Below are 26,482 nucleotides of genomic sequence, written 5' to 3' on the forward strand. Positions count from 1 at the left end.
TCCCCTTATTCACGGAGACGACAATGGAGCGTTTTTACCTGATCGTTGGTCATGTCGGCCGATTGGAACTACTGGTTCCCCATGGGGTGCGCCTAGTGCAGCTGCGGCTGAAAGACCTGCCGGAGCCGGAGATCCGCCGCCAGATTGCCCGCGCGCGGGATTTCTGCGCCGTGCATGGCGCGCAGCTGGTGGTCAATGACTATTGGCAGGCCGCACTGGATCTGAACTGCAGCTTTGTGCACCTGGGGCAGGAAGACATGGACACGGCCGATTTCGAGGCCCTGCGCCGCAAGGGCGTGCGGTTTGGCTTGTCGACCCACGACGAAGCGGAGCTGGAGCGCGCCCTCGCCCATGGCCCTGAGTATGTGGCGCTTGGTCCGGTTTATGAAACCCTGCTGAAACAGATGAAATGGGCCCCACAGGGGCTTGACCGGGTGCGCCGGTGGAAAGCCATGGCGGGAGACACACCGCTGGTTGCCATTGGCGGGCTGACGCCCGAACGCCTGCCCGGGGTCTTTGCCGCAGGTGCAGACAGCGCTGCCGTGGTAACGGATATCCAGCAGGCCGCCAACCCGGAGGCGCGGACCCTGGAATGGCTCCGGGCCTGCGCGAGATGAGCCGCTTTGACCGCCAGACCGCTTTGCCGGAGGTGGGCGCCGAGGGACAGCAGAGGCTGGCCAGCGCCCATATTCTTGTTGTCGGGGCCGGCGGGCTTGGCTGTCCGGTTCTGCAATATCTTGCCGGTGCCGGTATTGGCGAAATCACGGTGATGGACGGGGACCGGGTTGAGGCAACCAACCTGCCACGCCAGCCGCTCTATACATATGCGGACGTTGGCCGCTACAAGGTCGAAGCCGCGCGCAGGCGGCTGATCGCAATGGCGCCGGAGCTGCGACTGCACCCTCATGCACGCGACCTGACACCGGACAATGTCGCCGCTGCGGTCGGCCCGGCCGATCTGGTGATAGATGCTGCCGACAGCTATGCGGTGTCCTACACGCTTTCGGATTGCTGTCAGCCGCTGGTGCGTCCGCTGATCAGCGCGTCGGCACTGGCGCAATCGGGTTATGTCGGCGTCTTTTGCGGGGGCGGCCCCTCGCTACGCGCCGTCTTCCCCGACCCGCCCGACAGGAGCGCCACCTGCGCCAGTGCCGGGATTATGGGGCCGGTTGTCGGGGTGATTGGCGCCCTGCAGGCACAGCTTGCCCTGAAGTTGCTACTGGGCCATCAGCCAACCCCGCTGGGGCGGATGTTCAGCCTCGACTTTGCCGGGCTTCAGATGGGCGGGTTTGATTTCGCCACGGCTGCAGAGCCTGCGCGGTCGCTGCCCTTTATCGGGATGAACAGCGTGACCGCAGCCGATTACGTGATAGAATTGCGCCCGGAGGATGAGGCCGCTGAACCGGCCACGACGACCGCTGTCCGCATCCTGCCGGATCGGTTGACGGCGGCTGATCTGCCGACGGACCGCCGGGTTGTGCTTGCCTGTCATAGTGGCCTGCGGGCCTGGCGCAAGGCGGCGGAGCTTGCGCCTGACTTTGCCGGAGATCTGGCGCTCTTGGCAGCGGGGCGGCGGCAATGAGCGCGCTGCTGATCATCGCAGGCACCGACAGCAGCGGCGGCGCCGGGCTGACCCGTGATATCGCCGCCGCCACGGCGATGGCCCGCATGATCCCGCAGTTCGCGGCCCGATCGCTGAGCCTGCGACCGGTGGTGACAGCCGTGACCGTGCAGACCAACCAGGCCTTGCAGGAGATCTACCCGACGCCGGTTGACGGTATTCTGGGTCAGATACAGGCCGCTGTTGAGACCGGCCCGATCAGCGCGGTGAAGATCGGAATGGTCGGAAACGCGGCAGCTGCCGAGGCAATTGCCGCAACTCTGGCGCGGTTGCTCCCGCCGAGTTGTCCGGTTGTGCTGGATCCGGTTCTGCGCAGCAGTTCAGGCGGTCGGCTGATGCACGCCGGTGATCTGGCACCGTTAATGGCCCGCGCCGATCTGATCACCCCCAACTTGCACGAAGCATCGCAGCTATGCCCAGGCTTGCACGGCGCAGTTCCGGCCGGTGGGAGCCGCGTTGACCCGCAGCACTTCGGCATGGCAGCGCAGGCGGGCCAGCTTCACCAGGCGGGCGCAGGAGCGGTTCTGATCAAAGGGGGACATGGGACCGACGCGATGGCAGTGGACCATCTCTTCTGCGACGCCACCCATGTCGCCTACCCGCGGCCAAGACTGAAACAGACCAAGCGCGGCACCGGCTGTACCCTGGCCACCGCAATCGCAGTCCAGCTGATGGCAGCGCAACAGATCGAGACAGCCTGCCGGGCGGCTGGCGACTATGTGCATGAGTGGCTGAAAGAGATCCCTGCCTGATTGGCGCATGGTCAGTTCCCCGCCGCCTGTTCCCGGTGCCCGCTGCTGTGATGTCGGTTTCCAGCCGCAGATTTCTGGCGCGCTTTGAGACTGGCATTGGCCGTTGATCGCGACGATCGGCATCCGGCGCCACACCAGGGCCGATGGATCATGGCACTGGAGCACTGGAGCACTGGGGAATCGCAGCATCATCGCGGCAGGCCGCCACCCAGACCGCTGGCATGGAAAAACCGCGCCGGGATGGTCCGGCGCGGTCTCTGTCTCGGTCGTTGAAGTTCTGGCTTTCAAGGCCCGTTTCCGGGTCAGAAATCCTGCCAGATATCCTTGGCCGCGTTGCCACTGGTGCTGGCGACCGCCGGGGCCGGGGTCGGTTTCACCGCCTCCAGATCCCAGTCATCGCCATGGGCACTGGGCGCCGCCGGTTTGGGGTCATTTCTGGTGACCCGCGGCGCCGGGGCCGCTGCTGGGGTCTTGCGGGCAGTTTCCGAGGCCGGTCTGCCCCCCGCCGCGACCCGGAAATGGGCGACCAGCTGGGCCAGCTTGGTGGCATCGGCATTGAGCATATGCCCGGCGGCAGTGGCCTCTTCGACCATGGCGGCGTTCTGCTGGGTGACCTGGTCAAGCTGGGTCACGCCGGTGTTGATCTCATGCAGACCGGTCGACTGTTCGCTGGCACCGGTTGCGATGCCCGAAACCAGTTTCGAGATATGACCGACCCGCTCCACGATGCTTTGCAGCGCGTCGCCGGTTTTGCCCACCAGATCAACGCCCCGCTCCACCTGTTTGGTGCTGTCGCCGATCAGCGTCTTGATCTCCATCGCCGCATCCGAGGACCGCTGCGCCAGGGCGCGCACCTCGCTGGCGACCACGGCAAAGCCCTTGCCCGCCTCGCCGGCCCGCGCGGCCTCGACACCGGCGTTTAGCGCCAGGAGGTTAGTCTGGAAGGCGATGTCGTCAATCACCCCGATGATCTGCGAAATATGGGTCGAGGACTGCTCGATCTCGGTCATTGCGGAGACGGCGCTCTGCACCACGGTGCCACTTGTTTCGGCCTCTTGTTTGGCTTCCTGCATGATGCTTTCGACACTGCGGGCACCTTCGGCGGCGGATTTCACGCTGGCCGTCATCTCGTCCAGGGCGGCGGCGGTTTCTTCCAGCGTGGCGGCCTGGCTTTCGGTGCGGTTGGACAGGTCGTCGGAGGCCTGGCTGATCTCATTGGCGCCGTTGCGGATGCTTTCGGCGGTGTCGATCACCTGGGTCACAGTGGCGCTCAGCGTTTCCGCTGTGCGGTTGAAGTCACGTTGCAGCTGGGCGTAATCCTCCGGCAGGGTCTCGTTGATACGCACGGTCAGATCGCCCTGCGACAGTGCCGCGAGACGGCTGGAGATGATCGACACAACATCGGACCGCTCGGCGTCGCGGGTCTGCTGCTGGCCTTTCAGCACGTCTTGCTCCTGCAGCTTCCCGCGGAATGCCTCCAGCGTTCGGGCCATTTCGCCGATTTCGCTGCGCGCCCGAGTATAGGGTACATCCGTCGCCGTCTCGCCGTCGGCCATCGTGGCCATCCGCGCCTTCAGACCGTTGATCGGGCCGGTAACACTGCGCAGCAGGACCGTCGAGGCAATCACCAGAAGAATCAGGCTGATCGCGAGGGTGGCCATCGCTTCGGTCCGCATCTGGGCAAGATCCGCCCGAATGTCAGAGACATAGGAGCCGGTGCCAATGACCCAGCCCCAGGGTTCAAAGGCCTTCACATAGCCGATTTTCTGCTCTGGAGTGGTCTGACCCGGTTTCTGGAACCAATAGCGGACCGAGCCGGCACCATCAGCTGCGGCAACCTTGCCCAGCTCCTGGAACACCTTGATACCCTTCACGTCTTCGAAGCCGGACCGGTCAGTGCCGACCCAGTCTGGCACCATGGGGTGCGCACGCACGATAAGTTCCTTGTCGAATGCAAAGAGGTAGCCGGAGGTTTCGAAGCGAATTTTCTCAATCACTTCACGGCCCTGAGCGCGCGCCTCCTCGGCTGTCAGCTCACCAGACTGTACCCGCGCCTCAAGATCGGCAAGCAGGCTGATTGAGGTATCGATGATATTGCTGAGCTCACGGTCGCGCATGGCATAGGCGTTGTCGACTGCGCGTGACAGCAGCAGGACGGTCAGCAGCACAGAGAGCGCGAGTGCCATCGCCACCACAGCGTAGATACGGATGGGAAGACGAAAGAATATGGACGGCATCGGTTACTTGGTCCTTTGAGGAATTACATCCCCGAACACTAGGACCGGCGCCCCTAACAAAGCGTTAGGCAAAGACCCAAAATCGCAGGCTTCACGCCATTATTGCATAGAATTTCAATCTCTTATCTTAAGAGTTTGGAAACCTTCGCCCGCCTCGGGCCGCAGCTGGTCGCGGCGGCGCTGTGGCGCCCCTCGCGACACAGGAAAAACGGCCCCGCAAAGGGGGCCGTTCAATCTGCGATTCGCGGGCCGCTCCGGACGTATCAGCTCACCGGCAACATGCCCTTCTCGGACGCCAGCTCGCGCATCTTCTTTTGAAGTTTCTCGAAGGCGCGCACCTCGATCTGGCGGATACGCTCGCGGCTGACGCCATATTGCGTGCTGAGGTCCTCCAGCGTTTTCGCCTGATCGGCCAGTCGGCGCTGCGTCAGAATATCCTTCTCGCGATCGTTGAGCACATCCAGTGCATTGGCGAGCAGCTCGCGGCGGGCCTCAAGCTCATCGCGCGCCTCGTAGTCGCCGGCCTGATCAGCATCCTCATCCTCCAGCCAGTCCTGCCACTGCATCGTGCCTTCGCCCTCGCTGCCGACGGTGGCATTGAGAGAGGCATCGCCGCCGGACATCCGCCGGTTCATCGAAATCACCTCCGTCTCGGTCACGCCGAGGTCGGTGGCGATCTTCTTGACGGTGTCGGGGTGCAGGTCGCCCTCCTCCAGCGCGCCGATACGGGCCTTGGCCTTGCGCAGATTGAAGAACAGCTTCTTCTGCGCCGAGGTGGTGCCGAGTTTCACCAGCGACCAGGACCGCAGGATATATTCCTGGATCGAGGCGCGGATCCACCACATGGCATAGGTCGCCAGGCGAAAGCCCTTTTCGGGATCAAAGCGTTTGACCGCCTGCATCAAACCGACATTGGCTTCGGAGATCACCTCGGCCTGCGGCAGACCATAGCCGCGATAGCCCATGGCAATTTTCGCCGCCAGACGCAGGTGCGATGTCACCATCTTATGGGCCGAGGCACTGTCCTGCTCTTCGACCCAGCGCTTGGCCAGCATATATTCCTCTTCCGGTTCCAACAGCGGGAACTTGCGGATTTCCTGAAGGTACCGGTTCAGCCCGCCTTCGGGTGTCGGCGCGGGCAGATTTGCATAATTTGCCATTCTTTGTGTCCCTCCCAATGTATAAGGACTTAACATCTCGTCATATGGGTTAACGCACAGCCCCGTTCAAGAGTTGCCAAGTTTATCTCTTATAGGAATCATAAGAAAAGCGGTCTGTGACGAAGTTCACAGCAAGTTGCAGACCATCGACCCGCCGCAACGCGCGGCGGGACCTCGGTTTTTCTGCAATAAATCAGGAGCTCGCTGGTCGCAGGCGTGACTATTCCGCGGGCGTTGCCAACATTTGCAGCAGATCTGTCATATCTTCTGGTACCGGCGCTTCAAATCGCATGTTGTCACCGGTGACAGGATGGAAAAAGCCCAGAACCGCAGCATGCAGTGCCTGTCGCGGGAATGACTGGATGGCCGCCGCGGTGGCCTCGGGCAGCGATTTTGCGGCAAGTTTGCGCTTGCCGCCATAGACCGGATCGCCGACCAGCCCATGGCCTGCATGGGCCATATGCACCCGGATCTGATGGGTGCGGCCGGTTTCCAGCCAGCATTCGATCAGCGCCACCACCGGCGGCGTGCCGTAGCTGTCGACGATACGGGCGCGGGTGACAGCATGGCGGCCGCCCTGGAACAGCACCGCCTGCCGCTGCCGGTCGGTTCTATGGCGCGCGAGTTGTGTGGTCAGTTTGAGGATATTGCCAGGTTCAAAGCTCGTCCCCTTTACCCCGCGCAGGCGCGGATCATTGGCATCCGGCACACCATAACAGATAGCACGGTAATAGCGTTCGACCGTATGTTTCTCGAATTGAGCGGCCAAACCCTGATGGGCGACATCGGATTTCGCGACCACCAGCAGCCCGCTGGTCTCCTTGTCGATGCGGTGCACGATGCCGGGGCGTTTGACGCCACCAACGCCGGAGAGGTTATCGCCGCAATGGTGCAGCAATGCGTTGACCAGCGTGCCCGATGGTGTTCCGGGGGCGGGATGGACAACCATGCCTGCGGGTTTGTTGACAACGATCAGATCGTCGTCCTCATAGATCACCTCAAGCGGGATATCCTCGGGGCCGATGTGGCTGTCCTCGGCCTCTTCAACGGTGATCTCGATCAGCGCACCTTCCTCGATCTTGGCCTTGGGGTCGGTCACGACCGTGCCATTGACCTGCAGCTGCCCAGCCTCGATCAGCCGCGCCAGACGGGTGCGCGACAGGGTGGCTTCCTCTGGCACATCACGCGAAACCGCTTTATCAAGCCGTTTAGGCGGGTTTTCCGCGATGACAAACTCGATCCGGCGGCGGGCCATGACACATCCTTCTGAGACAGATATTCAAAGTGAACCGCCCCAGCTGGTGTTCCTGCGGCGGATGGTGACCACATTAACGGTGATCATGATTTGCGGGTTCTTAGTGGTTCTGACCCTGCTTGTCATCCGTTTGTCTGCGTCAGGTCCAAAGCTGCCCGAAACGGTGACGCTGCCAGCCGGGGTCAGCGCGCGCGCCGTGACCTTTGGCGACGGCTGGATTGCTGTGGTCACCGATGGGGATGAGATCCTGATCCTGAACAATCTGAGCGGTGCTATCGAGCAACGCGTGGCGATCCAACCGGTCAGCGACTGATCTTCACCCGCTAGTTCATGCAAGCTGACTCGTGGTAAGCTGCTGAATTACCGACATGAAAACAGGCGTCGTGCCTCTGGCGGTCCGATGTGGTCATATCAATATCAGCTGAAGGGTGGTACCACCTCCCCGGCTCGAACGGGGGACCTCCTGATCCACAATCAGGCGCTCTAACCAACTGAGCTAAGGCGGCACTGAGGGCGATTTAATACAGGGGCGATGAGAGCGCAAGAGGCAAGCGGCAAGTTTTTTACCCCGAATGTGAAGAGATTTGCCGTCACGCTTGCGATCTTCTGCCCCGCCCGCGAGGTCCATCTGGAAGCCGCGAGTGCTTGCCATTACAGTGGCAGCAGGCTAGCAGAACCCGTCACCGCAAGCCCCATGACAGGAGTGCCGCATGAGCATCAACACCGAGCGCGACATCGAAGCCAATATGCAGATCGGCCCCACCGACGCAGGCATGGTCCGCATCTTCATCGAAGCCGACGGGATCGAAATCCCGATGGATTTTGATCCGGATGAGGCCAATGAAATCGCCGAAGAAATCATGGCCGCAGCCCAGGCAGCGCGCAGCCTCGATACCTGAGCCTCACGAACACCCGGCGGCGGGCTGACGCGCCCGCCCTGCCAACCGACGCGCCGCCAGCAATCAGGCGCCGCGCGCCGCGCTGTCCCATATCCCATCCATCCCCGGTCGCGGGTCGCGCAGCCGGTGCAGGCGGCTGGCGGCGTCCATTGCGAATTTCTGGATCAGCTTCTTGCGACGGGCGGCGGGCAGTTTCTGTTCCGGCGCCATGCGGATGATCTCGGCGTCATAGTCATCGGCGATGATCAAACCGCTGTCGTCAGGCAACAGCTCATTCGGAAACGCCAGATCCACCGCCCAGAAATAGCGATCGCACCATTCAAGATAGCCCCGCCATTTGCTGTCGGACTGATAGTCGGCGCGGCTGGATTTGCATTCGACCACCCATAGCTCACCCTTGGGGCCAAGCGCCATGACATCGACCCGCAGACCACGGGCGGGAACGAATTCTTCGACCGTGACAAAACCAAGCGCCGCCATATGGCGGGCCACACCACGCGCGAGGCGCTGACCGGGGGCAAGATCTTGCATCATAGGGTCAATGTGAACAATTCATGAACAAATGACAAGGCCATGGCGCAGGCACCTTGCAAACGCACTGGTCAGATATTGTATCAAGACAGCCTGCGGCCATGCCACATCCGCCACGGTGAGAGGGCCATGTCGAAAAGACGGCGGACGCCCCTTGTCTCTGCCTGCCCCGACGCCTAGTTAGAACGGAGGCGGGTTCTGCCCTTCTCGTGACAGGTAGCATTCCAGTGGCCTTAAGCAATTCCGAGGGAGCTGGCTCTGTTTGGACCCTGGTCCTTTTACCTGGCGCCCACCTGTACATACAGGTCCTCGGGAATCATAACCGCACGGTTGCCTGGTGGTCCCGCCGCATTCCACCACTGTTCTGGCTGACAAAAGAAAAGCCGCGCCTGAGGGGCACGGCTGGCTGAGGGCTTGCTGATCTGGACGTTTTGCGTCCAGATCTGCGGATCAGCGGCGCGGCAGCTGCCGAAAGGCTTTCTTGGCCGGAACGCGCACCGGGACCATCTCAGAGTGCATATCGGGGGTGATCCGCATCCCGCCGCGCGGGGTGTCTTCTTTCTGCGCCAGCGACATCACCGCATAGCCGAACTGCACCCCGGCAAAAACGATACCGTTCATGAACCACAGGATCGCAACCGCCAGAACGCCACTGTCCGATGTGCTGACCAGATGCCAGAGGTTCATCACGTTGAACCACAACAGCAGCCCGACAAAAGCTGCGGCAATGGCAAAGCCGATCACCACGTTGCGAATATAAAGACTCACCAGCTTTGGCATGGCATACCCTCCTGCTTCGGCCAAAACGGTAGCACTCTTTGCGACATGGTCCAGCGGCAATTGCCGGATCGGCGGGATTTGACGCATGTCGACCAGCATTTTACGGCAGTGTTCTGGCAGCCCGGCGGCAGACGAAAAAAGCGCGCCCATCGGGCACGCTTCTCGATCCTCGTTGCGCCACAGCAGCTGGCGCCTGTCGCAAGCCCCGGTCAGAAGGCCCCAGTCAGATTGCCCTGGTCAGAAGGCTTCGGGGCATGCCTCACGCGCCATATGGTCCAGAACGGCATTCACGAATTTCGGCTCCTTGCCCTCTGGAAAGAAGGCCCGCGCGATGTCCACGAACTCATTGATCACCACCTTGGGCGGTGTCTTGCCTGCCAGCATCTCAGAACCCGCGGCCCGGAACAGGGCGCGCAGCGTCGGGTCGATCCGTGCAATCGGCCATTTGGCCACCAGTGCGCGGTCCGTCATCTGGTCGATCTTGGCCTGATTATTGACTGCGCCCTCGATCAGCTTGCGAAAGCTTTTCGGATCGCCCTCTGCCATCTCATCGCCTTCGTAGACCGCCCCAAAACGGTGGTCCTCAAATTCGACGATGACCTTGTCGAAAGACAGGTTGCTATGTTCCATCTGAAACAGCGCCTGCACGGCATAGAGCCGCGACGCTGATTTCATTTTATGCTTGTCGCTGCCCTTGCGAGCGGCGCCCTGGCTTTCCGAAGTGGTCATACGGTGGTGGGTCCATTGTCTGAGTCGGCCAGTCTGATGGCCTCGGAAGGGGCTTTGAAGCCGACTCCCTTGGTTTGGGCGCCCCATTTACGCGTCAGCGCGATCAGATGCAAGGCCGCAGCCGCAGCACCGCCACCTTTGTTCTGATCGTTCACATCGGCGCGGACCTCCGCCTGCTTGCGGTTTTCCACCGTCAGGATGCCATTGCCGATGCACAGCCCCTGTAGCCCCATCAACTGAATCGCGCGGCTGCTGTCGTTGCAGACGGTTTCATAATGGGTTGTTTCGCCACGGATCACGCAGCCCAGAGCCACGTAGCCGTCGAAGTTAGAGCTGCGGTCGGCAATCGCGATCGCGGTCGGCACCTCCAGCGCACCCGGCACTTCGATCAGTTCGCAGGTGCCGCCGACGGCTTCGATCTCGGCCTGGGCGCCGGCCACCAGATTGTCGGCGATATCCTTGTAATAAGGCGCGACCACGATCAGCAGCTTGACCGGTTTGTCGAATGTCGGACGGTCCAGCGTATAGTGAGTTTCATGTGCAGCCATATCAAGCGTCCTTCAGAAGAGGTTTGGTGCCAACGATGCTCAGGCCGTAGGCGTCTAGTCCAACATAGGTGGTCGAGGGCGAATCCGTCAGCAATACCAGCTCATGCAGACCCATTTTGGACAGGATCTGCGCGCCCAGCCCGGTCTGCTTGATGGTGCGCGGGCCTTCGTCGTCCTGCGCATAGAGCGAATTGCGCGGCTCGCGGAACAGGCAGACGACGCCGCGCCCCTCGGCCGCGATCAGTTCCATCGCGCGCGGCAGCTGCCGGCCCGATTTGGGACCAAGTCCCAGAAGATCCGTTGCCTCATGCAGCGCATGGGTGCGGGTCAGGACCGGTTCAGGGGTGGTGATATCGCCCTTGGTCATCACCACATGTTCAATGCCGTGGGTCTGGTCGGTAAACAGGCGCAGTTCCCAATCGCCACCGATTTCAGACGTGACGGTCTTGCGCGAGGTCTCCACCACCAGATTGTCGTTGCGCGCGCGGTAGGCAATCAGATCACTGATGGTGCCGATTTTAAGCCCGTGCGTCCGGGCAAAATCGACCAGCTCCGGCAGCCGCGACATGGTGCCATCCTCATTCATGATCTCGCAGATCACGCCCGAGGGGTTCAGACCAGCCAGACGAGAGATATCAACCGCCGCCTCGGTATGGCCTGCGCGCACCAGCACACCGCCGCGTTTGGCCCGCAGCGGAAACACATGCCCCGGTGTCGCCAGCGCGGCCATCGTGTTGCTCTCGTCAATGGCCGCCGCCACGGTCAGCGCACGATCGGCAGCGGAAATCCCGGTCGAGACACCTTCGCGGGCTTCGATCGACACGGTAAAAGCTGTTTCATGGCGCGAAGAATTGTTCACCGCCATCATCGGCAGCCCCAGCGCATCGACCCGCTCCGCCGTCATCGGAAGACAGATCAGACCGCGTCCGTGAGTCGCCATAAAGTTGATCGCCGCAGCATCCGCAAATTCGGCGGCAATCACCAGATCGCCCTCATTTTCGCGGTCCTCGTGATCGACCAGGATGAACATCCGCCCCTGACGGGCCTCTTCGATGATCTCTTCAATAGGGCTGATTGCGTCACGCAACTGGGCTTCAATCGGCCCCGGTGTTTCAAAGCTCATTCAGGCAACCTTTCGGTGGGCAGTCGTGGACAATGGTCAGTGCGACCTCCACAACCCCGAGCAAGGCCGTGGATACCCCAGCGGGATAGACCAGCCGCAGCGTAAATACCAGCCCCGCTTGCGGCAGCCCATGTTCCGGACGCGGCGTCGCGGTGGCGCGTTCCCCTGTCAGAGGCTGTTTCAGGGTCAGCGGTTGCGGCGGCAGATGGCCCCTTGCACAGGCACGACGCAGCCACGGCAAAGGTCAAACCGCGCCGCAAGATCAGCTCCCCTCGTCGCGGGAGATCGCTGACGCGCGCCGCCCCTGCGGCGCGCCACGCCCAACGCCTGAGACGGCATCCGCGATGCCGGGGAACGGGGGCGGGAGCCTTTTGCGACGCCCCAGGCAGACAGCCCCAGATTGCACGGGGGCGCGCGTGAAAGAGGCTCAGCCCTGCTCGTTCAGCCGGGCCACGTAACGGGCCAGCGTGTCGATCTCAAGATTCACCGCATCGCCAATCGCGACATCCCCCCAGGTCGTCACTTCCTTGGTGTGCGGGATGAAGTTGATGCCGAAATCACATCCGTCGACATCATTCACAGTCAGCGAGGTGCCATTCAGCGCCACCGATCCCTTTGGCGCGATAAAGCGCGCCAGCTCCTGTGGCGCGCGCAGAGTCACGCGGGTGCTGTCCCCTTCATCGCGGAGATCCACCACCTCGGCCACGCCATCGACATGCCCCGACACGATATGGCCGCCCAGCTCATCACCGACCTTCAGCGCGCGTTCCAGATTGACGCGCTTGCCCAGGGTCCAGCCGTTGCCGCCGATATTGGTCTTGGACACGGTCTCGGCAGAGATCTGCACATCATACCAATCCTCCCCCAGTGCGATCACCGTCAGGCAGACACCGTCAGAGGCGATCGAGGCCCCGATGTCGATGGTTGCAGTGTCATAGCCGGTCTTGATCCGCGCGCGCAGGTCGCCCTGCTGCTCCAGCTCGGTGATGATGCCGATATCGGTGACGATGCCTGTGAACATGGGCGGGCTCCTGCAGGTTGCATATGCGGTTATGGCCGTCTTGGTCGGCCGGCGCCTCTCTGGTAGCCATTGGACCGCCGCGCGGCAAGCCCCGCTGTTGCCGGATAGGCGCGCCCGGCCCCCTGTGGCGCAGAACAGGCCGCCACTGGGCTTGCCTCGCCCAGCCGCGCCAGCCTACCCTTGCGCGGAAAGATGGTTAAATCCGATTAGGGGTTAAGCCATTGTTTGTACAATCGGGATATATTCGGCCCATTATGCACAAGACCGACCATCCACAACGCTGCTTTTTGTTTCTGCAAGGGCCTCATGGCCCGTTCTTTGCCAGCCTGGCAGAGATGTTGCAGGCTGCGGGCTCAGACGTGTGGCGGGTGGGGTTCAACGCCGGCGATCAGGCGTTCTGGCGCGACCGGGCCAGCTACCTGCCCTATCGCGGCGCCCCACAGGATTGGCCCGCCCATCTGGACACGATGCTGGACGACAAGAAGATCACCGATCTGGTGCTCTACGGCGATACCCGCCCGATCCACGCTAAGGCGGTGAGCATCGCGCGGGGCCGCGGCATCCGGGTACATGTCTTTGAGGAAGGCTATCTGCGCCCCTATTGGGTCACCTATGAGCGGGACGGCTCCAACGGCAACTCGCGGCTGATGGACATGCCCGTGGAGCAAATGACCGCAGCGCTTGCGCTCTCCGATATGGAGGCGCCGCTGCCCCCTTCACATTGGGGCGATACCCGGCAACATGTCTTCTACGGCGCGCTTTACCACGGCTGTGTCATGCTGCTCAATCAGGGGTACCGCCAGTTCCGCCCGCATCGGGCGCTGCCGGTCACCCGCGAATTTCAGCTCTATCTGCGCCGCCTGCTGCTGATGCCAATTCAGGCCCTGGAACGCCGATTGGCGACCCGGCGCATCCGCAACGGCGGCTTTCCCTATCATCTGGCCCTGCTGCAACTGGAACATGACAGCGCCTTTCAGGAGCATTCCCCCTTTGCCAGCCTCACGGATTTCCTGACCGAGGTGTTCCAGGGCTTTGCCGAGGGCGCGCCGCGCCATCACCATCTGGTGGTCAAGGCGCATCCGCTGGAAGATGGCCGTGTTCCGATCCGGCGCGCGGTGCGCCAGCTGGCAAAACACTACGGGCTGGAACACCGCGTCCACTACGTGCGTGGCGGCAAGCTCGCCGCCCTCCTGAACGAGGCCCGCACGGCGGTCACGGTGAATTCAACGGCCGGCCAGCAGGTACTCTGGCGCGGCATCCCGCTGAAGGTCTTTGGCAGGGCGGTCTACGACAAGCCCGAATTTGTCTCCACCCAACCCCTGCCGGAGTTCTTTGCCGCGCCCGCACGACCGGACAATCGCGCCTACAAGGATTATCGCCGCTATCTTCTGGAAACCTCGCAGCTCCCCGGTGGCTTCTATTCCCGCAAGGGCCGCCGCCAGCTGCTGCGGCAGGTGGTGGATATGATGCTGGCGCCGGAGGACCCCTATCAGGCGCTGATCCAGGGGACAGCGGCACCGCGGCAACAGTTGCGTGTGGTGAACTGACGAGCCAGACCTCCAAGGCTGGATTTTTCCAAAACACTGCGCTAGCTTGGCCTTAAAACTTGAGGCAGAACAATAATAGGTCGAGGAGACCGAGCAGTGAAAACCGTTCCCTTGCAATGGGCGCGCCCGGTTGCGATTCTGGCCGCAGTCACGCTGGCAGCATCCTGTGGCCTGCCCCAGGTCGGCCCGAACAAGCGTCAGATCTATGCCGGTTCCGTGCAAAAAGAAGGCGATGCCTTCATTGTATCGGTCAATGATCGCGTGACCCGCGCCACCGCCGTTGTCCCGGCGCTTGGCTTTTCCGAAAGCTTCCGCAGCGCCGGTCAGCTGACCTCCGACGTGATCCGCCCCGGTGACGTTCTGGGCCTCACCGTCTGGGAAAACGTCGATGACGGGCTCTTGGCGGCAGAGGCCACCAATGCCACGGTGCTGGAAGAGGTGCAGGTCGACAGCGCCGGCTTTATCTTCGTGCCCTATGCCGGTCGGCTGCGCGCCTCAGGCAATACGCCGGATCAGCTGCGCCGCACCATCACCAAGAAACTCGAAGATCAGACCCCCGACCCGCAGGTTCAGGTCCGCCGCCTCGCAGGCGATGGCGCCACTGTCAGCCTGACCGGGGCTGTCGGAGGACAGGGGGTTTACGCGATCGAACGTCCGACACGGACGCTGGCCACCATGCTGGCCCGCGCCGGCGGCGTCGCGATTGAGCCGGAAAACGCCCAGATCACCGTTATTCGTGGTGCGGAGCGCGGCACCATCTGGTTCCAGGATCTGTTCAAACACCCCGAGCTGGACATCGCCCTGCGCGGCGGTGACAAGATCCTGGTGGAAGAGGACAGTCGCTCCTTTACTGCTTTGGGCGCAACCAGCGCGCAGGCGCGTGTCCCGTTTGAAAGCCAGAACCTGTCCGCACTTGAGGCCATCGCCCAGGTCGGCGGTCTGGTCTCCACCGCGTCAGATCCGACAGGCGTCTTCGTCTTGCGCAATGAGCCTGCGGAAATCGCCAATCAGGTGCTCGGGCGCAACGATCTGATCGGGGCGCAGCGGCTGGTTTACGTGCTGAACCTGACCAAGCCCAACGGGTTGTTCGTGGCGCGTGACTTCGTGATCCGCGATGCCGACACGCTCTATGTGACCGAGGCTCCCTACGCCCAGTGGACCAAGACCATCTCGCTTCTGGCCAGCCCGCTGGCGCCGATCGCCAGCGTCGAAAGTTTGGCCAGCGGCGGCTGATGACATGACGGGAACAGACCCGACGACAAGGGCCGGGGGCATTCGCTCCCGGCTTTACTATTTCAACGCCGGTTTCCTGCGCCAGCGGCGGCTGCGGCGCATCCTGTCACTGGCGGGCTATGACCTGCGGCTGGGCAAGCCGACGGCAGAGGATCTTGTCGCGGTCTGGGGCAATGCCGATACCGCTCATCGTGGTCTGGCCGTGGCGGCGGCACAGGGCTGTGGCCTGCTGCGGGTCGAAGACGCGTTTCTGCGCTCGATCCATCCCGGCCGTGAGGGAGAGCCGCCGCTGGGCTTGCTGCTCGACCGGTCAGGGTTGCATTTCGATCCCGCCACCCCCTCGGATCTGGAGCAGCTGCTGGCCACGCACCCGCTGGATGACAGCGCGCTGATGCGCCGCGCCCGGCGCGCGATTGCCCGGCTACAGGACGCCCATCTGAGCAAATACAACGCCTATTCGCCAAACGCGCCGGTGCCGGAACCGGGTTATGTTCTGGTGATTGATCAGGCCCGCGGCGACGCCTCCGTCCGCGCATCCACCCCTCATGAAGGAACCGATCACGCGCGCTTTCAGGAGATGCTTTACTATGCGCAGGACGAACATCCCGGCGCCCGCATCATCATCAAATCCCATCCGGAGGACCGCGCAGGCCATCGCCCCGGTTACTATACCGCCGCAGACGCGCAGAGACGGGTCGAGATCCTTGATGCGCCGGTCTCGCCCTGGGCGCTGCTGGAGGGCGCCATCGCCGTTTATACCGTGTCTTCGCAGATGGGGTTCGAGGCCATCCTCTGCGGTCACAAACCCCGCGTTTTTGGCCAGCCCTTCTACGCAGGCTGGGGCCTCAGCGAGGACGAATTCCCGATCACCCGGCGCCAGCGCCGCCTAACCCGCGCGCAGCTGTTTGCGGCGGCGATGATCCTCTATCCGACCTGGTACAGCCCCTATCACGACCGGCTCTGCGAGCTGGAGGAGGTGATCGACGCGCTGGAGGCCGAAGCCCGCGCTTGGCAGCAGGATCGCGCAGGCTGGATCGCCTCAGGAATGCGGCTGTGGAAACGACGGCCGCTGCAACAGTTCTTTGGCCGCTACCGACGTCTGCGGTTTAGCGACAGCCCCAAGGTCGCGCGCGCCAGCGGGCGCAACTGGATGATCTGGGCCGGGCGCACCGGCACCGGGCAATCTCCGGGCGCCCATCGTGTCGAGGACGGGTTTCTGCGGTCCCGCGGGCTGGGGGCGGCGCTGGTGCCGCCACTGTCGCTGGTCGTCGACCGGCAGGGTATCTACTACGATCCGCATCAGCCCAGCGACCTGGAAGACCTGATCGCCGCCCGCGCGACCCTGACCGCCCAGCAGCAACAGCGCGCCGAGAACCTGACCCGGCGGCTGGTGCAGGACAGCCTGTCGAAATACAACCTCGGCGGAACGGTCCCGAACCTGCCCGAGGGGCACCGCATTCTCGTGGTCGGACAGGTGGCAGATGATGCCTCGGTCCGTCTGGGATGTGAGAAAATCGCAACCAATGCCGACCTGCTGCGGGCGGCCCGTGCGGCCAACCCGGACGCCGTGCTGATCTACAAGCCGCACCCGGATGTGGAGGCCGGGCTGCGCGACGGCAGCATCGCCGCCGAGGGGCTGGCGGATGTGGTCGTGCCCGACAGTGACCCGATGGCGCTTCTTGACATGGTGCATGAGGTCTGGACGATGACCTCGCTTCTGGGCTTTGAAGCGCTGCTGCGTGGGGTCAAGGTGACCACGGTTGGCGCACCGTTCTATGCGGGCTGGGGGCTGACCCGGGATCTGGGCGCGGTGCCCGTTGCCCGACGGCAGGCCCGCCCCTCCCTGATGGGGTTGGTCCATGCCGCGCTGATTGATTATCCGCGCTATGTGGATCCGGTCAGCGGCCTGCCCTGTCAGGTCGAACTGGTGGTGGAGCGGCTGGCGAAGGGCGATATTCCTGCCCCGGGCACCGCCACCCGGACCCTGGCAAAGCTTCAGGGGCTATTCTCCACCTATGCGCATCTCTGGCGCTAGGCTGCTGCCATTAGGCGACCTAGCCCAGTGAACGGGCCCAACGGTGCTGGATATCTGCCCCAACGGGACGCATGTCGATCAGATCAAAGCGCGGCGCATCGGCCAAACCCTTTAGGCCCATGCTGCCAATTGAGGACAGACCATCACCCCCGATGGCCAGCCCGGCAGTGAAGCCAATCAGCTCATCCACCAGATCCTGCGCCAGAAGCGAGGCTGCAAGCGCGCTGCCGCCTTCGCAGAAGACGCGTGTCAGACCCGCCTGCCCCAGCTGCTGCAAGACATCAGCCGCATCCAGCTGCTGACCCTCTGCGGCGCAGGGCAGCAACCGCGCGCCCAGCCCTTCCCAGGCGCGCAGGCGCTCAGCATCGGCGCCGGTCCCATGGCAGATCCAGACCGGGATATTGCGTGCACTGCGTGCCAGCTGCCCCATCAGCGGCAGGTCGAGATGTCGCGAAATCACCACCCGCACGGGCTGACGGCTCACCCCAAGATCCCGCACGGTCAGTGACGGGTCATCCGCACGAGCAGTCCCACCACCCACCATCACCGCATCATGGCGTGCCCGCATCGCGTGGACGGCACGGCGGGCCTCGGGTCCGGTGATCCATTTGCTCTCGCCCGCAGCGGTGGCAATACGGCCATCAAAGCTGCTCGCAAGCTTCAGCGTCACAAAGGGGCGGCCTTGTTCCGTCTTCAGAAAAAACCCGGCATGATCCCGCGCCGCCACGTCCGAGCACACCCCGGTGGTGACCTCGATACCGGCATCGCGCAGCATCGCAAACCCGTGGCCTGAAACCCGTGGATCACTATCTTCCATGGCTGCCACCACCCGCGCCACGCCAGCGTCGATCAGGGCCTGAGCACAGGGAGGTGTCTTACCGGTATGAGAACAGGGTTCCAGCGAGACATAGGCGGTAGCGCCGCGCGCCAGTGCACCGGCCTGGCGCAATGCCTCGGTCTCCGCATGAGGGCGGCCCCCCGGCTGGGTCCAGCCCCGGCCGACAATGCGGCCTTTGCGCACGATCACACAGCCGACAGCCGGGTTCGGCCAGCATTGCCCCTGCCCCCGTCGTCCCAGCGACAGGGCCAGCGACATATAGCGCGTATCCCCAGCCCGCATCCGTCCGGAGGCGTTCACTCTTCCGGCGCCTCCGGCGGGCGCAGCTCGTGAACGAAATCCTCAAAATCATCCGCCGCCTGAAAGTTCTTGTAAACACTGGCAAAGCGGACGTAGGCCACGGTATCTATACGGGCCAGCGCCTCCATCACGATTTCACCGATCTTCTTGGACGGGATATCGGTCTCACCCATGCTCTCCAAGCGCCGCACGATGCCCGAGATCATCTGATCTATGCGTTCCGGTTCAATCGGGCGTTTCTGCATGGAAATGCGGATCGAGCGCTCCAGCTTGTCGCGGTCGAAATCTTCACGTTTGCCATTGGTCTTGATCACCACGAGGTCACGCAACTGCACCCGCTCATAGGTGGTGAAGCGGCCACCACAGGCCGGGCAGAACCGGCGCCGCCGGATCGAAACGTGATCCTCAGCAGGGCGCGAGTCCTTTACTTGGGTGTCGATATTTCCGCAAAACGGGCAGCGCATCAGCTGTCCCCCCTGTTCCAGTCCGCCGGTCAACCGGACGCCGCTGCGCCCTTATCCACAACTATATGGCAGCCTCTAGGGTTTGGGTAGAGGTGAATTAAGACCACAAGATGCCGGGGCTTAAACCAAATGCGCGATCACCCTGCGGCTGTGTGCTGCGTCGCGATGCTCGAACAGGTAGATGCCCTGCCAGGTGCCCAAGGCAGGCCGCCCGGCGGTCACCGGGATCGACAGGCTGACAGGCAGGATCGCCGCCTTGATATGGGCAGGCATATCGTCTGGCCCCTCATAGGTGTGGCGCAGATAGGCCATCGACGGATCGGACGCGGGCGGCACCAGACGCGACAGATAAGCGAGGAGATCGCCCTGCACCTCCCGATCGGCGTTTTCCTGGATCAGCAGCGAACAGGAGGTGTGCTGCACAAAAAGCGTCAGCAGCCCGGCGTCGCAGTGTGCGCGCGATACCCAGTCCACAATCTGATCGGTGATTTCATACAGCCCCTGCCCGCGGGTGGAGACGGTGAACTCTGCCTGCATGGATCACCTCGATGCCCAAACTTCTGCCCGGCTATCAGTTACGGCTGCGAAAGGGGAAAATCCAGTCTTCGCATTTGCCATAGGCCGCATTGGCACGAAACGCATAGCCGGGCGTCAGGATATCACCGGTCCAGTTGCCGGTGAATGGCGTCACCCCGGCGGCGGCCGGATCCAAGGTGAACCGCACGGCGGAGCGTGCACCGGTGGTGCTGCTGGCCCCGATGCCGTCGACGGCGTAGATCTTTGTCTGCCAGGGCAGTCCGAGCGATTTGTGCACATAATCTCCGGCGGCACACCAGTAGTCGGATTTCAGCGCCCCGTCCCGTCCGATCACCTCAAACTGACTCGCCCCCGCGGGCACGACCTCCAGCCGGTTGATCGCACGAAAGGCGGATGCCGGCACCGCCAGCACCAGAAGGCCAAGCCCAACACCCAAAACGGCGAGTGCCGTCCGGCGTGGTCCAGCCCGACGGCCCTTGGAGATCTGACGCGCTCTGCGGGATTTGAAACTGAGAAAGCCGGTCATGATGAACCTCGCCGATTGCGAATGAGGGCGCTGGTCAGAAGCGAACAAAGGCGGTGGTGCACTGGTGATCGGCCTCCTGAACGCTGAGCCGGTCACCAACGCGATAGGCATTTGTCCGTTTCAGCCAACTGTCGGGACGATCACTTGCAACCGGGCTCAGGCTGAAATGCACGGTGGATTTACGGTTCACGGCGACGCCCTCGCCGATACCGCGCGCGACATAGATGCTCTGCCCCCAGTCGGCACCAAGCGCGCGGCGCGCGTAGTCCGCCGCGCCACACCAGAATGCCGAGCGCACTGCGCCCTGCGGCGGGACCACTTCGAAACTGCCGTCAGGAAGAGCAAAGACACGCGCCTGATCGACGGTCACATGGCCTGTCGGGGTTGCTTCGGCGCAGGCTGACAGCGCAAGCGCCGCCGCAATAGTCACAGAAAATAGTCGCATGATGCCTATCCTTGATGAGTAGTTCAGCCCGCGGCTCTGAGGATGCGCGCGCAAGCTGACCTGCGATCTGCGCGAAGCCCACAGGTTAGAGATAGAGGGCCACCGGCAGGATTCCAGATACCGCCGACCACGGCCAGTCACAACTGTTCACATTCAACGCTGCCGAAACAGGCCCATCACCTGCGCAACCAATCGGGCACTCTCCGCGTTGAGCGGTCAAACAACCACAAGACAGAGGATCCTCCCATGGCTCAGAAAACCCTGTTCATCACCGGCGCATCCAGCGGCATCGGCGCAGCAACCGCGCGTGCGGCCCACAAGGCAGGCTGGAACGTCGGCCTGTTCGCCCGGTCCGAAGACAAGCTCAACAGCCTCGCCGAGGAACTGGGCGACGGCGCCCTGGCCTTGCCGGGAGATGCCACCAAATTCGAGGATCAGGTCGCCGCCCTACAGCATCTGCGCGACAGTTTCGGCCAGATCGACGCAGCCTTTGCCAATGCCGGGACCGGTCTCAACACTCCCGGGACGGAAAACGGCGACCCCTCGGAATGGCATGACATGGTTCATATCAACATCATGGCCCTGCTCTACACGGCAAAAGCCGCTATCCCGCATCTGAAACCGCAGAAAGGACACATCGTGCTGACCGGTTCGGCGGCAGGGCGGGTGCATATCCCCGGCTCCATCTATGGCGCCTCAAAATGGTTCGTCCATGGCTATGGCGGCAATCTGGCCGAAGAGATGAAGGACTGGGGCGGGCGCTGTACCGTGGTTGCGCCGGGGATGGTGGACACCGCGTTCTTCGACGAAGCCAAGCCCGACAAGCTCCAGCCCGAAGACGTGGCCGATGCCGTTGTCTTTGCGCTGGAGGCCGACCCGCGCAATGCCGTGCGGGAGGTCTTCCTGATGCCGACCGGCTGAGGCCGCACGCGCCGCAGCACTGCCGGGAAGTAACGCCCATAAAAACATCCGGAAGGGTCACCCCTTCCGGATGTGTCACCTCAGGCGCGGTGACGCGGCGGTGCCTATGGCCCGCTCAATGACGTCGGTCGGTGGGAAACGGAATGATTTCAGCTGTTTGCCCTTCGGTTAGGGCGGTCGCCAGCACCTCCAGAACATCTGGATCTGCGGCATCTCCTGCGCCCTCACCAAAGCACTGGCAGGCGCGGTCCATCAACATCGCCCGGGCAGCAGGGGCTTCCATCTGTTCAAGCAGGGCGCGATCTTTGCGCATGATTTCGACAAGAAAGGCATTCGCCTTGGTCAGCGCGCTGAGCGAGCGGAGCTTGTCGTCCAGCACATTAAGTGCCTCGTTCAAATTCGAATGATGCGCCATTGGACCCCTCCGATCTCGCAAAGTTAACATATTGGTAACTTAGGTATTCGCGGCCCAAAAACAATTGCTGACTGTTAGGAATGGTTAACAACGCCACCCAGACAGGCGGGCCGGTCTGCGACGGGCTGGACCCGCAAAATCCATGCCGAACCGCCCCCTGCTGCAAGGCACACAGCAAAAAGGCGCCCCACCGGGGCGCCTGTTCTGTTCGGACATCAACTGCCGCATTACTGGTCGAGGAAGCTGCGCAGTTTGCGAGACCGGCTCGGGTGCTTGAGCTTGCGCAGCGCCTTGGCCTCGATCTGGCGGATCCGCTCGCGGGTCACGCTGAACTGCTGGCCCACCTCTTCCAGCGTGTGGTCGGTGTTCATGCCGATGCCAAAACGCATCCGCAGAACCCGCTCCTCACGCGGGGTGAGCGAAGCCAGCACGCGGGTGGTGGTTTCCTTGAGGTTTTCCTGAATGGCGCTGTCGAGCGGCAGCACGGCATTCTTGTCCTCGATGAAATCGCCCAGCTGGCTGTCTTCCTCGTCCCCGATCGGGGTTTCGAGAGAGATCGGCTCCTTGGCGATTTTCATCACCTTGCGGACCTTTTCCAGCGGCATCTGGAGCTTTTCGGCCAGTTCTTCCGGCGTCGGCTCGCGGCCGATTTCATGCAGCATCTGGCGGCCGGTGCGGACCAGCTTGTTGATCGTCTCGATCATATGGACCGGAATACGAATGGTCCGGGCCTGATCCGCGATGGAGCGGGTGATCGCCTGACGAATCCACCAGGTCGCATAGGTCGAGAACTTGTAACCCCGGCGGTATTCGAATTTATCCACCGCCTTCATCAGGCCGATGTTGCCTTCCTGAATGAGGTCAAGGAACTGCAGGCCGCGGTTGGTGTATTTCTTGGCGATCGAGATCACCAGACGCAGGTTGGCCTCAACCATTTCCTTCTTCGCCTGACGGGCTTCTTTCTCGCCCTTCTGGACCTGCTGCACGATGCGGCGGAATTCAGAGATGTCGAGACCGACATACTGACCGACCTGCGCCATATCGGCGCGCAGCTCTTCGACCTTGTCGGTGGAACGTTCGACAAACATCTGCCAGCCCCGTCCCGGCTTCTCCGCCATATCGGCCAGCCAGTTCGGATCCAGCTCGCGGCCACGGTAGGCATCCACGAACTCGCGACGGTTGATACGGGCCTGATCCGCCAGTTTCACCATCGAGCTGTCGATCTGCATGACACGGCGGTTGATGCCATAAAGCTGGTCGATCAGCGCTTCGATCCGGTTGTTGTGCAGGTGCAACTCGTTGACCAGCAGAACAATTTCAGACCGCAGAGACTGATAGATCTGCTCATCCTGCGCGCTGAAAGAGCCATCTTCGTTCAGGGTGGCCGAAATCCGGCTGTCCTGCATTTCGCTCAGCTGTGCATAGTCGGAGGAGATCTGTTCCAGCGTGGTCAGCACCTTGTCCTTCAGCGCCGCTTCCATCGCGGCAAGGGACATGTTGGCCTGATCGTCCTCGTCCTCGTCGTCGTCCGATGCAATCGGGTTGCCGTCAGCGTCGAGCTCTGGACCGGTGTCTTTCGCCACAGGTTTGCTCGCGGCAACGACAGAGGTATCCACCACCGGCTCGCCAACCTCACCGTCTTCGTCCAGCTGGTTGCCGAACGTCGCCTCAAGGTCGATCACATCGCGCAGCAGAATGTCTTCGGACAGAAGTTCGTCATGCCAGATGGTGATCGCCTGAAAGGTCAGCGGGCTCTCGCAGAGACCGGCGATCATCGTGTTGCGGCCAGCTTCGATCCGCTTGGCGATGGCGATCTCGCCTTCGCGGCTCAGCAGTTCGACCGATCCCATTTCGCGCAGATACATGCGCACAGGGTCGTCGGTGCGGTCCAGCTTCTCAGCTGCCGCGCCAGCCACCGCCACTTCGCGGTTGCTGTCGGTGGTCACCAGATCGGTCGAGCCCTTCTGCTCTTCCTCTTCGGCTTCCTCATCTTCGATGATGTTGATGCCCATTTCGGAGAGCATCGACATCACGTCCTCGATCTGCTCCGAGCTTACCTGATCCGGCGGCAGGACCTGATTGAGCTGATCATAGGTGATGTAACCCTTCTCGCGCGCTTCGGCGATCATCTTCTTGACCTGAGCCTGGCTCATGTCGAGAGAGATTTCGGGCTCCTGATCGTCAGGTTTGCGGTCGTCGGTATCTTTGGCGGCCATTCAATGCTCCTCGTCGGGGCTGGGGCGATTCGGTTTCGCGAATCATTATCGCGATCCGCTGATTCGTCACCCGGTTTACCCGTTTTTCTTTCGCTCTTCCTTAGCAAAACGACCTGACTGCGGCGCAGCGGTCACTTCTTGGAGTAGCCAATTCGTTCCAAAAGGGCTCCGAAAGCGTCGCGTTCCTCACGGTTCAGACGCGCTCCGTTCTCCCCCACATCATATTGCGCTCGGTCTTCGTTCTCACTGCGCACGGCTTTGTTGCGCGCTTCGGCAGCCTGTCCCAGCCGCCATGTCACAGCCTCATCAGCCAGCCCGTCCAGATCCTCTTCCGCCTCGGCCAGCTCTGCATCCAGGCCCCGGCTTGCCTCCAGCTTGGCAAATTCCTCCGCCAGGGTCAGGCTGGCGATTTCCACATCGCCGGGACGACGCAGACAGGGGCTGATTGCCACATGGCGAAGCGCAAAGAGGTTTTCAAGGGCATGGCTGCCGGCAGCCTGTGCAATTTCCTCTTTCAGCCGTTCAGGCGCATCGACACCATGACGCAGCACCAGATCGCGCAGCAGCGCGTGATCCGAGCCGACACAGGCCATACGTTCCAGATTGACCTCATATTTTGCAATCACCGCCGGTGTGGTGATCACCGTCGCCAGAATCACTGCCTCACGGACGCGCACCAGCGCTTCCTCGCTGCCGCCAGCAAGCAGCGAATTACGGGTCGTCTCCAGCGGCTGTGGTGGGGCGTTCTTGCCGCGCCAGGGCATCCGGGCACCATCGCGGAAACCACCAGCCTTGCGGAATTTTCCAGCGCTGTAATTGCCCTGATTGCCCGCCTGAGCCGGGGTGACGGGCGGCGGCGGCGCCTCATAACCGGGATCAAATCCACTGTCGTAGCCCGGATCGTAGCCGTCATCATAATCGCCGCCAAAGTCGGGATCGCCCGCAGCTCCAAAGCCCGGATCAAAGCTTGGCCCCGGATCAAAACCGGTATCAAACCCCGGATCCGGCAGCGCGTCGAACCCGGCGTCCAGCCCCGGTGCCGCTGTCGCTTCGCGCGGGCGCCCGCCGCGAAACAGCTGCCAGCGCAGATCCTGCAGATCCTCGCCATAGTGGCGGCGGATCGAGGGATCGCGGATCAGCCGGATCTTGTCGCGCAGCGCCTTGTCCAGCGCGGCCTTGCGCTCGGGGCTGTCGAAAACCTTGCCTTCCGTTTCGCGCTGCCACAGCAGCCGCACCATCGGCATCGCCTGATCAAGCACCCTCTGCACCGCCTCCGGCCCTTCGGCTCGGATCAGGTCATCGGGGTCCTTGCCCTCGGGCATCAGCGCAAACCGCAGGGATTTCCCCGCCTCGAGCAAGGGCAATGCCAGATCAATCAGCCGCATCGCCGCGCGCAGACCAGCGGTATCGCCGTCCAGCGCGATGATCGGCTCATCCGCAATGCGCCACAGCATCTGGAGCTGGTTTTCGGTGATCGCAGTGCCCAGAGGCGCCACCGCCGCCTCAAATCCGCCCTCGGCAAGGGCGATCACATCCATGTAGCCTTCGGCGACCAGCAGCTGGCCGGATTTCCCCGACGCGGTGCGCGCAGGCCCGTGATTGTAAAGGCTGCGCCCCTTGTCAAACAGCGCGGTCTCCGGCGAGTTCAGATATTTCGCATTGTCGCGCGGATCCATGGCTCGGCCGCCAAAGGCGATCGCCCGCCCGCGCGCATCGCGGATTGGAAACATGATCCGGTTGCGAAAGGTGTCATAGGGCTTGCCACCTTTGTTCGAGGGTTTGGCCAGCCCCGCACCCATGATCAGCTCTTCCGGCACACCCTTGCCGCGCAGCGCGTCCCATAGGTTCTGCCAGCCGTCAGGGGCAAAACCGATCTCCCAGCGTTCCAGGGCCTGACCCGTCAGCCCACGCCGCGCAAGATAGCTGCGCGCAGCCTCACCCGACCGCGTATTGAGCTGAAGGCGGAAAAACCGCACCGCCTGTTCCATCACCTCGGCCAACTGGGCCCGGTGGTCCTGCTTCTGCTGGGCCTTAGGGTCGCGGGCGGGCATTTCCATCCCCGCCTCCTGCGCCAAGATCTGCACCGCCTCCATGAAGCCGACGTTCTCGGTCTCCTGCACGAATTTCAGCGCATCCCCTTTGGCATGACAGCCAAAGCAGTAATAGAACCCCTTGCGGTCATCGACATGGAAACTGGCGGATTTTTCATGGTGGAAGGGGCATGGCGCCCACATGTCGCCCTTGCCCTGATTCGATTTTCGCTGATCCCACATGACCTTGCGCCCGACAACCTGAGAGAGGCTGACGCGAGTGCGCAATTCATCAAGGAAACCGGGGGGAAGCGACATC

General features: G+C 62.6%; 26 protein-coding genes and 1 tRNA gene. 9 read left to right on the forward strand and 18 right to left on the reverse strand.

What is annotated here, in order from left to right; all coding sequences use genetic code 11:
- Nucleotides 1–23: 23 nt before the first annotated feature.
- Genes VWZ81_RS16020 through thiD form a run of 3 tightly spaced genes read left to right on the forward strand, consistent with a single transcriptional unit; the run spans nt 24 to nt 2,373 of the window.
- Nucleotides 24–617 carry a thiamine phosphate synthase gene (locus VWZ81_RS16020; RefSeq protein WP_416543163.1) on the forward strand — a complete coding sequence of 198 codons (594 nt, stop codon included), beginning with the start codon at nt 24–26 and terminating at the stop codon, nt 615–617.
- Nucleotides 593–1,582, forward strand: a complete 990-nt coding sequence (locus VWZ81_RS16025; protein WP_416543162.1) for a ThiF family adenylyltransferase — start codon at nt 593–595, stop codon at nt 1,580–1,582. Before VWZ81_RS16020 ends, VWZ81_RS16025 begins: the two co-directional genes overlap by 25 nt.
- On the forward strand, nt 1,579–2,373 hold the full coding sequence (gene thiD, locus VWZ81_RS16030; protein ID WP_416543161.1) for a bifunctional hydroxymethylpyrimidine kinase/phosphomethylpyrimidine kinase: 795 nt from the start codon (nt 1,579–1,581) through the stop codon (nt 2,371–2,373). Before VWZ81_RS16025 ends, thiD begins: the two co-directional genes overlap by 4 nt.
- Nucleotides 2,374–2,675: 302 nt before the next feature.
- Here the strand turns inward: thiD and VWZ81_RS16035 are convergent, their stop codons facing one another.
- The 3 genes from VWZ81_RS16035 to VWZ81_RS16045 all read right to left on the reverse strand — a co-directional run bounded on the left by VWZ81_RS16035 (nt 2,676) and on the right by VWZ81_RS16045 (nt 7,025).
- The gene (locus tag VWZ81_RS16035) at nt 2,676–4,610 is read right to left on the reverse strand and encodes a methyl-accepting chemotaxis protein (RefSeq protein WP_416543160.1); all 1,935 of its coding nucleotides are present in this window, start codon (nt 4,608–4,610) and stop codon (nt 2,676–2,678) included.
- A gap of 263 nt (nt 4,611–4,873) precedes the next feature.
- Nucleotides 4,874–5,770: an RNA polymerase sigma factor RpoH gene (gene rpoH / locus VWZ81_RS16040; RefSeq protein ID WP_340544992.1), complete on the reverse strand. Its 897-nt coding sequence runs from the start codon at nt 5,768–5,770 to the stop codon at nt 4,874–4,876.
- Nucleotides 5,771–5,990: 220 nt separating this feature from the next.
- Entirely contained in the window at nt 5,991–7,025 is a 1,035-nt protein-coding gene (locus tag VWZ81_RS16045) for an RluA family pseudouridine synthase (RefSeq protein WP_416543159.1), read from the reverse strand.
- Here VWZ81_RS16045 and VWZ81_RS16050 point away from each other — a divergent pair.
- Nucleotides 7,024–7,338 carry a DUF6476 family protein gene (locus tag VWZ81_RS16050; protein ID WP_416538355.1) on the forward strand — a complete coding sequence of 105 codons (315 nt, stop codon included), beginning with the start codon at nt 7,024–7,026 and terminating at the stop codon, nt 7,336–7,338. The genes VWZ81_RS16045 and VWZ81_RS16050 overlap by 2 nt on opposite strands.
- 116 nt (nt 7,339–7,454) lie before the next feature.
- Here VWZ81_RS16050 and VWZ81_RS16055 read toward each other — a convergent pair.
- Nucleotides 7,455–7,531 (reverse strand) — tRNA-His (locus tag VWZ81_RS16055).
- 204 nt (nt 7,532–7,735) lie between these two features.
- On the opposite strand from VWZ81_RS16055, the gene VWZ81_RS16060 reads away from it, so the two are divergent.
- A complete protein-coding gene (locus VWZ81_RS16060) occupies nt 7,736–7,924 on the forward strand; it encodes a DUF6324 family protein (protein WP_340544989.1) in 189 nt (62 codons plus the stop codon).
- A gap of 63 nt (nt 7,925–7,987) precedes the next feature.
- Here the strand turns inward: VWZ81_RS16060 and VWZ81_RS16065 are convergent, their stop codons facing one another.
- The 6 genes from VWZ81_RS16065 to VWZ81_RS16090 form a co-directional block, all read right to left on the reverse strand.
- Nucleotides 7,988–8,458 carry an MmcB family DNA repair protein gene (locus VWZ81_RS16065; protein ID WP_340544988.1) on the reverse strand — a complete coding sequence of 157 codons (471 nt, stop codon included), beginning with the start codon at nt 8,456–8,458 and terminating at the stop codon, nt 7,988–7,990.
- Between the two features lie 447 nt (nt 8,459–8,905).
- Nucleotides 8,906–9,235 (reverse strand): hypothetical protein, encoded by a 330-nt coding sequence (locus tag VWZ81_RS16070; RefSeq protein WP_416543158.1) that lies wholly within the window; start codon nt 9,233–9,235, stop codon nt 8,906–8,908.
- A gap of 237 nt (nt 9,236–9,472) precedes the next feature.
- Nucleotides 9,473–9,964, reverse strand: a complete 492-nt coding sequence (gene nusB / locus VWZ81_RS16075; RefSeq protein WP_416538353.1) for a transcription antitermination factor NusB — start codon at nt 9,962–9,964, stop codon at nt 9,473–9,475.
- Entirely contained in the window at nt 9,961–10,512 is a 552-nt protein-coding gene (locus VWZ81_RS16080; RefSeq protein WP_340544985.1) for a 6,7-dimethyl-8-ribityllumazine synthase, read from the reverse strand. Before VWZ81_RS16080 ends, nusB begins: the two co-directional genes overlap by 4 nt.
- 1 nt (nt 10,513) lies before the next feature.
- Complete coding sequence (gene ribB / locus VWZ81_RS16085; protein ID WP_340544984.1) at nt 10,514–11,635, reverse strand: 3,4-dihydroxy-2-butanone-4-phosphate synthase; 1,122 nt, start codon at nt 11,633–11,635, stop codon at nt 10,514–10,516.
- A 427-nt stretch (nt 11,636–12,062) separates the two neighbouring features.
- Complete coding sequence (locus VWZ81_RS16090; RefSeq protein WP_340544983.1) at nt 12,063–12,656, reverse strand: riboflavin synthase; 594 nt, start codon at nt 12,654–12,656, stop codon at nt 12,063–12,065.
- 254 nt (nt 12,657–12,910) lie between these two features.
- Here VWZ81_RS16090 and VWZ81_RS16095 point away from each other — a divergent pair, with 254 nt between their 5' ends.
- The 3 genes from VWZ81_RS16095 (at nt 12,911) to VWZ81_RS16105 (ending at nt 17,471) form a co-directional block, all read left to right on the forward strand.
- Nucleotides 12,911–14,203 (forward strand): capsule biosynthesis protein, encoded by a 1,293-nt coding sequence (locus VWZ81_RS16095; RefSeq protein ID WP_416543078.1) that lies wholly within the window; start codon nt 12,911–12,913, stop codon nt 14,201–14,203.
- 96 nt (nt 14,204–14,299) lie between these two features.
- The gene (locus VWZ81_RS16100; protein WP_340544981.1) at nt 14,300–15,436 is read left to right on the forward strand and encodes a polysaccharide biosynthesis/export family protein; all 1,137 of its coding nucleotides are present in this window, start codon (nt 14,300–14,302) and stop codon (nt 15,434–15,436) included.
- Between the two features lie 4 nt (nt 15,437–15,440).
- The gene (locus tag VWZ81_RS16105; protein ID WP_416543079.1) at nt 15,441–17,471 is read left to right on the forward strand and encodes a capsular polysaccharide biosynthesis protein; all 2,031 of its coding nucleotides are present in this window, start codon (nt 15,441–15,443) and stop codon (nt 17,469–17,471) included.
- Nucleotides 17,472–17,490: 19 nt separating this feature from the next.
- Here the strand turns inward: VWZ81_RS16105 and ribD are convergent, their stop codons facing one another.
- The 5 genes from ribD to VWZ81_RS16130 form a co-directional block, all read right to left on the reverse strand.
- Entirely contained in the window at nt 17,491–18,567 is a 1,077-nt protein-coding gene (gene ribD / locus VWZ81_RS16110; protein WP_416543156.1) for a bifunctional diaminohydroxyphosphoribosylaminopyrimidine deaminase/5-amino-6-(5-phosphoribosylamino)uracil reductase RibD, read from the reverse strand.
- A 38-nt stretch (nt 18,568–18,605) separates the two neighbouring features.
- Nucleotides 18,606–19,073: a transcriptional regulator NrdR gene (gene nrdR / locus VWZ81_RS16115; RefSeq protein ID WP_340544979.1), complete on the reverse strand. Its 468-nt coding sequence runs from the start codon at nt 19,071–19,073 to the stop codon at nt 18,606–18,608.
- Between the two features lie 120 nt (nt 19,074–19,193).
- Nucleotides 19,194–19,610 (reverse strand): secondary thiamine-phosphate synthase enzyme YjbQ, encoded by a 417-nt coding sequence (locus tag VWZ81_RS16120; protein ID WP_416543080.1) that lies wholly within the window; start codon nt 19,608–19,610, stop codon nt 19,194–19,196.
- Nucleotides 19,611–19,644: 34 nt separating this feature from the next.
- Nucleotides 19,645–20,136 carry a hypothetical protein gene (locus VWZ81_RS16125; RefSeq protein ID WP_416543081.1) on the reverse strand — a complete coding sequence of 164 codons (492 nt, stop codon included), beginning with the start codon at nt 20,134–20,136 and terminating at the stop codon, nt 19,645–19,647.
- A gap of 34 nt (nt 20,137–20,170) precedes the next feature.
- Nucleotides 20,171–20,581, reverse strand: coding sequence for a hypothetical protein (locus tag VWZ81_RS16130; RefSeq protein ID WP_416543082.1), 411 nt, complete (start codon nt 20,579–20,581; stop codon nt 20,171–20,173).
- A 246-nt stretch (nt 20,582–20,827) separates the two neighbouring features.
- Here VWZ81_RS16130 and VWZ81_RS16135 point away from each other — a divergent pair, with 246 nt between their 5' ends.
- Nucleotides 20,828–21,502 carry an SDR family oxidoreductase gene (locus tag VWZ81_RS16135; protein WP_416534804.1) on the forward strand — a complete coding sequence of 225 codons (675 nt, stop codon included), beginning with the start codon at nt 20,828–20,830 and terminating at the stop codon, nt 21,500–21,502.
- 115 nt (nt 21,503–21,617) lie between these two features.
- Here VWZ81_RS16135 and VWZ81_RS16140 read toward each other — a convergent pair whose 3' ends face one another.
- The 3 genes from VWZ81_RS16140 to dnaG form a co-directional block, all read right to left on the reverse strand.
- Nucleotides 21,618–21,917: a hypothetical protein gene (locus tag VWZ81_RS16140; protein WP_416539316.1), complete on the reverse strand. Its 300-nt coding sequence runs from the start codon at nt 21,915–21,917 to the stop codon at nt 21,618–21,620.
- Nucleotides 21,918–22,144: 227 nt separating this feature from the next.
- On the reverse strand, nt 22,145–24,133 hold the full coding sequence (rpoD, locus tag VWZ81_RS16145) for an RNA polymerase sigma factor RpoD (RefSeq protein ID WP_340544973.1): 1,989 nt from the start codon (nt 24,131–24,133) through the stop codon (nt 22,145–22,147).
- A gap of 131 nt (nt 24,134–24,264) precedes the next feature.
- Nucleotides 24,265–26,481, reverse strand: coding sequence for a DNA primase (gene dnaG, locus VWZ81_RS16150; protein ID WP_416543083.1), 2,217 nt, complete (start codon nt 26,479–26,481; stop codon nt 24,265–24,267).
- Between the last annotated feature and the right edge of the window lies 1 nt (nt 26,482).

Source organism: Phaeobacter sp. JH20_34, from assembly GCF_048056095.1.
Classification (GTDB): Bacteria; Pseudomonadota; Alphaproteobacteria; order Rhodobacterales; family Rhodobacteraceae; genus Phaeobacter; species Phaeobacter bryozoorum.

Coding starts and splice junctions, on each gene's coding strand:
- VWZ81_RS16020 (WP_416543163.1), top strand. CDS start 24: ATGGAGCGTTTTTACCTGATCGTTGGTCATGTCGGCCGATTGGAACTA.
- VWZ81_RS16025 (WP_416543162.1), top strand. CDS start 593: ATGGCTCCGGGCCTGCGCGAGATGAGCCGCTTTGACCGCCAGACCGCT.
- thiD (WP_416543161.1), top strand. CDS start 1,579: ATGAGCGCGCTGCTGATCATCGCAGGCACCGACAGCAGCGGCGGCGCC.
- VWZ81_RS16035 (WP_416543160.1), bottom strand. CDS start 4,610: ATGCCGTCCATATTCTTTCGTCTTCCCATCCGTATCTACGCTGTGGTG.
- rpoH (WP_340544992.1), bottom strand. CDS start 5,770: ATGGCAAATTATGCAAATCTGCCCGCGCCGACACCCGAAGGCGGGCTG.
- VWZ81_RS16050 (WP_416538355.1), top strand. CDS start 7,024: ATGACACATCCTTCTGAGACAGATATTCAAAGTGAACCGCCCCAGCTG.
- VWZ81_RS16045 (WP_416543159.1), bottom strand. CDS start 7,025: ATGGCCCGCCGCCGGATCGAGTTTGTCATCGCGGAAAACCCGCCTAAA.
- VWZ81_RS16060 (WP_340544989.1), top strand. CDS start 7,736: ATGAGCATCAACACCGAGCGCGACATCGAAGCCAATATGCAGATCGGC.
- VWZ81_RS16065 (WP_340544988.1), bottom strand. CDS start 8,458: ATGATGCAAGATCTTGCCCCCGGTCAGCGCCTCGCGCGTGGTGTGGCC.
- VWZ81_RS16070 (WP_416543158.1), bottom strand. CDS start 9,235: ATGCCAAAGCTGGTGAGTCTTTATATTCGCAACGTGGTGATCGGCTTT.
- nusB (WP_416538353.1), bottom strand. CDS start 9,964: ATGACCACTTCGGAAAGCCAGGGCGCCGCTCGCAAGGGCAGCGACAAG.
- VWZ81_RS16080 (WP_340544985.1), bottom strand. CDS start 10,512: ATGGCTGCACATGAAACTCACTATACGCTGGACCGTCCGACATTCGAC.
- ribB (WP_340544984.1), bottom strand. CDS start 11,635: ATGAGCTTTGAAACACCGGGGCCGATTGAAGCCCAGTTGCGTGACGCA.
- VWZ81_RS16090 (WP_340544983.1), bottom strand. CDS start 12,656: ATGTTCACAGGCATCGTCACCGATATCGGCATCATCACCGAGCTGGAG.
- VWZ81_RS16095 (WP_416543078.1), top strand. CDS start 12,911: ATGCACAAGACCGACCATCCACAACGCTGCTTTTTGTTTCTGCAAGGG.
- VWZ81_RS16105 (WP_416543079.1), top strand. CDS start 15,441: ATGACGGGAACAGACCCGACGACAAGGGCCGGGGGCATTCGCTCCCGG.
- ribD (WP_416543156.1), bottom strand. CDS start 18,567: ATGTCGCTGGCCCTGTCGCTGGGACGACGGGGGCAGGGGCAATGCTGG.
- nrdR (WP_340544979.1), bottom strand. CDS start 19,073: ATGCGCTGCCCGTTTTGCGGAAATATCGACACCCAAGTAAAGGACTCG.
- VWZ81_RS16120 (WP_416543080.1), bottom strand. CDS start 19,610: ATGCAGGCAGAGTTCACCGTCTCCACCCGCGGGCAGGGGCTGTATGAA.
- VWZ81_RS16125 (WP_416543081.1), bottom strand. CDS start 20,136: ATGACCGGCTTTCTCAGTTTCAAATCCCGCAGAGCGCGTCAGATCTCC.
- VWZ81_RS16130 (WP_416543082.1), bottom strand. CDS start 20,581: ATGCGACTATTTTCTGTGACTATTGCGGCGGCGCTTGCGCTGTCAGCC.
- VWZ81_RS16135 (WP_416534804.1), top strand. CDS start 20,828: ATGGCTCAGAAAACCCTGTTCATCACCGGCGCATCCAGCGGCATCGGC.
- VWZ81_RS16140 (WP_416539316.1), bottom strand. CDS start 21,917: ATGGCGCATCATTCGAATTTGAACGAGGCACTTAATGTGCTGGACGAC.
- rpoD (WP_340544973.1), bottom strand. CDS start 24,133: ATGGCCGCCAAAGATACCGACGACCGCAAACCTGACGATCAGGAGCCC.
- dnaG (WP_416543083.1), bottom strand. CDS start 26,481: ATGTCGCTTCCCCCCGGTTTCCTTGATGAATTGCGCACTCGCGTCAGC.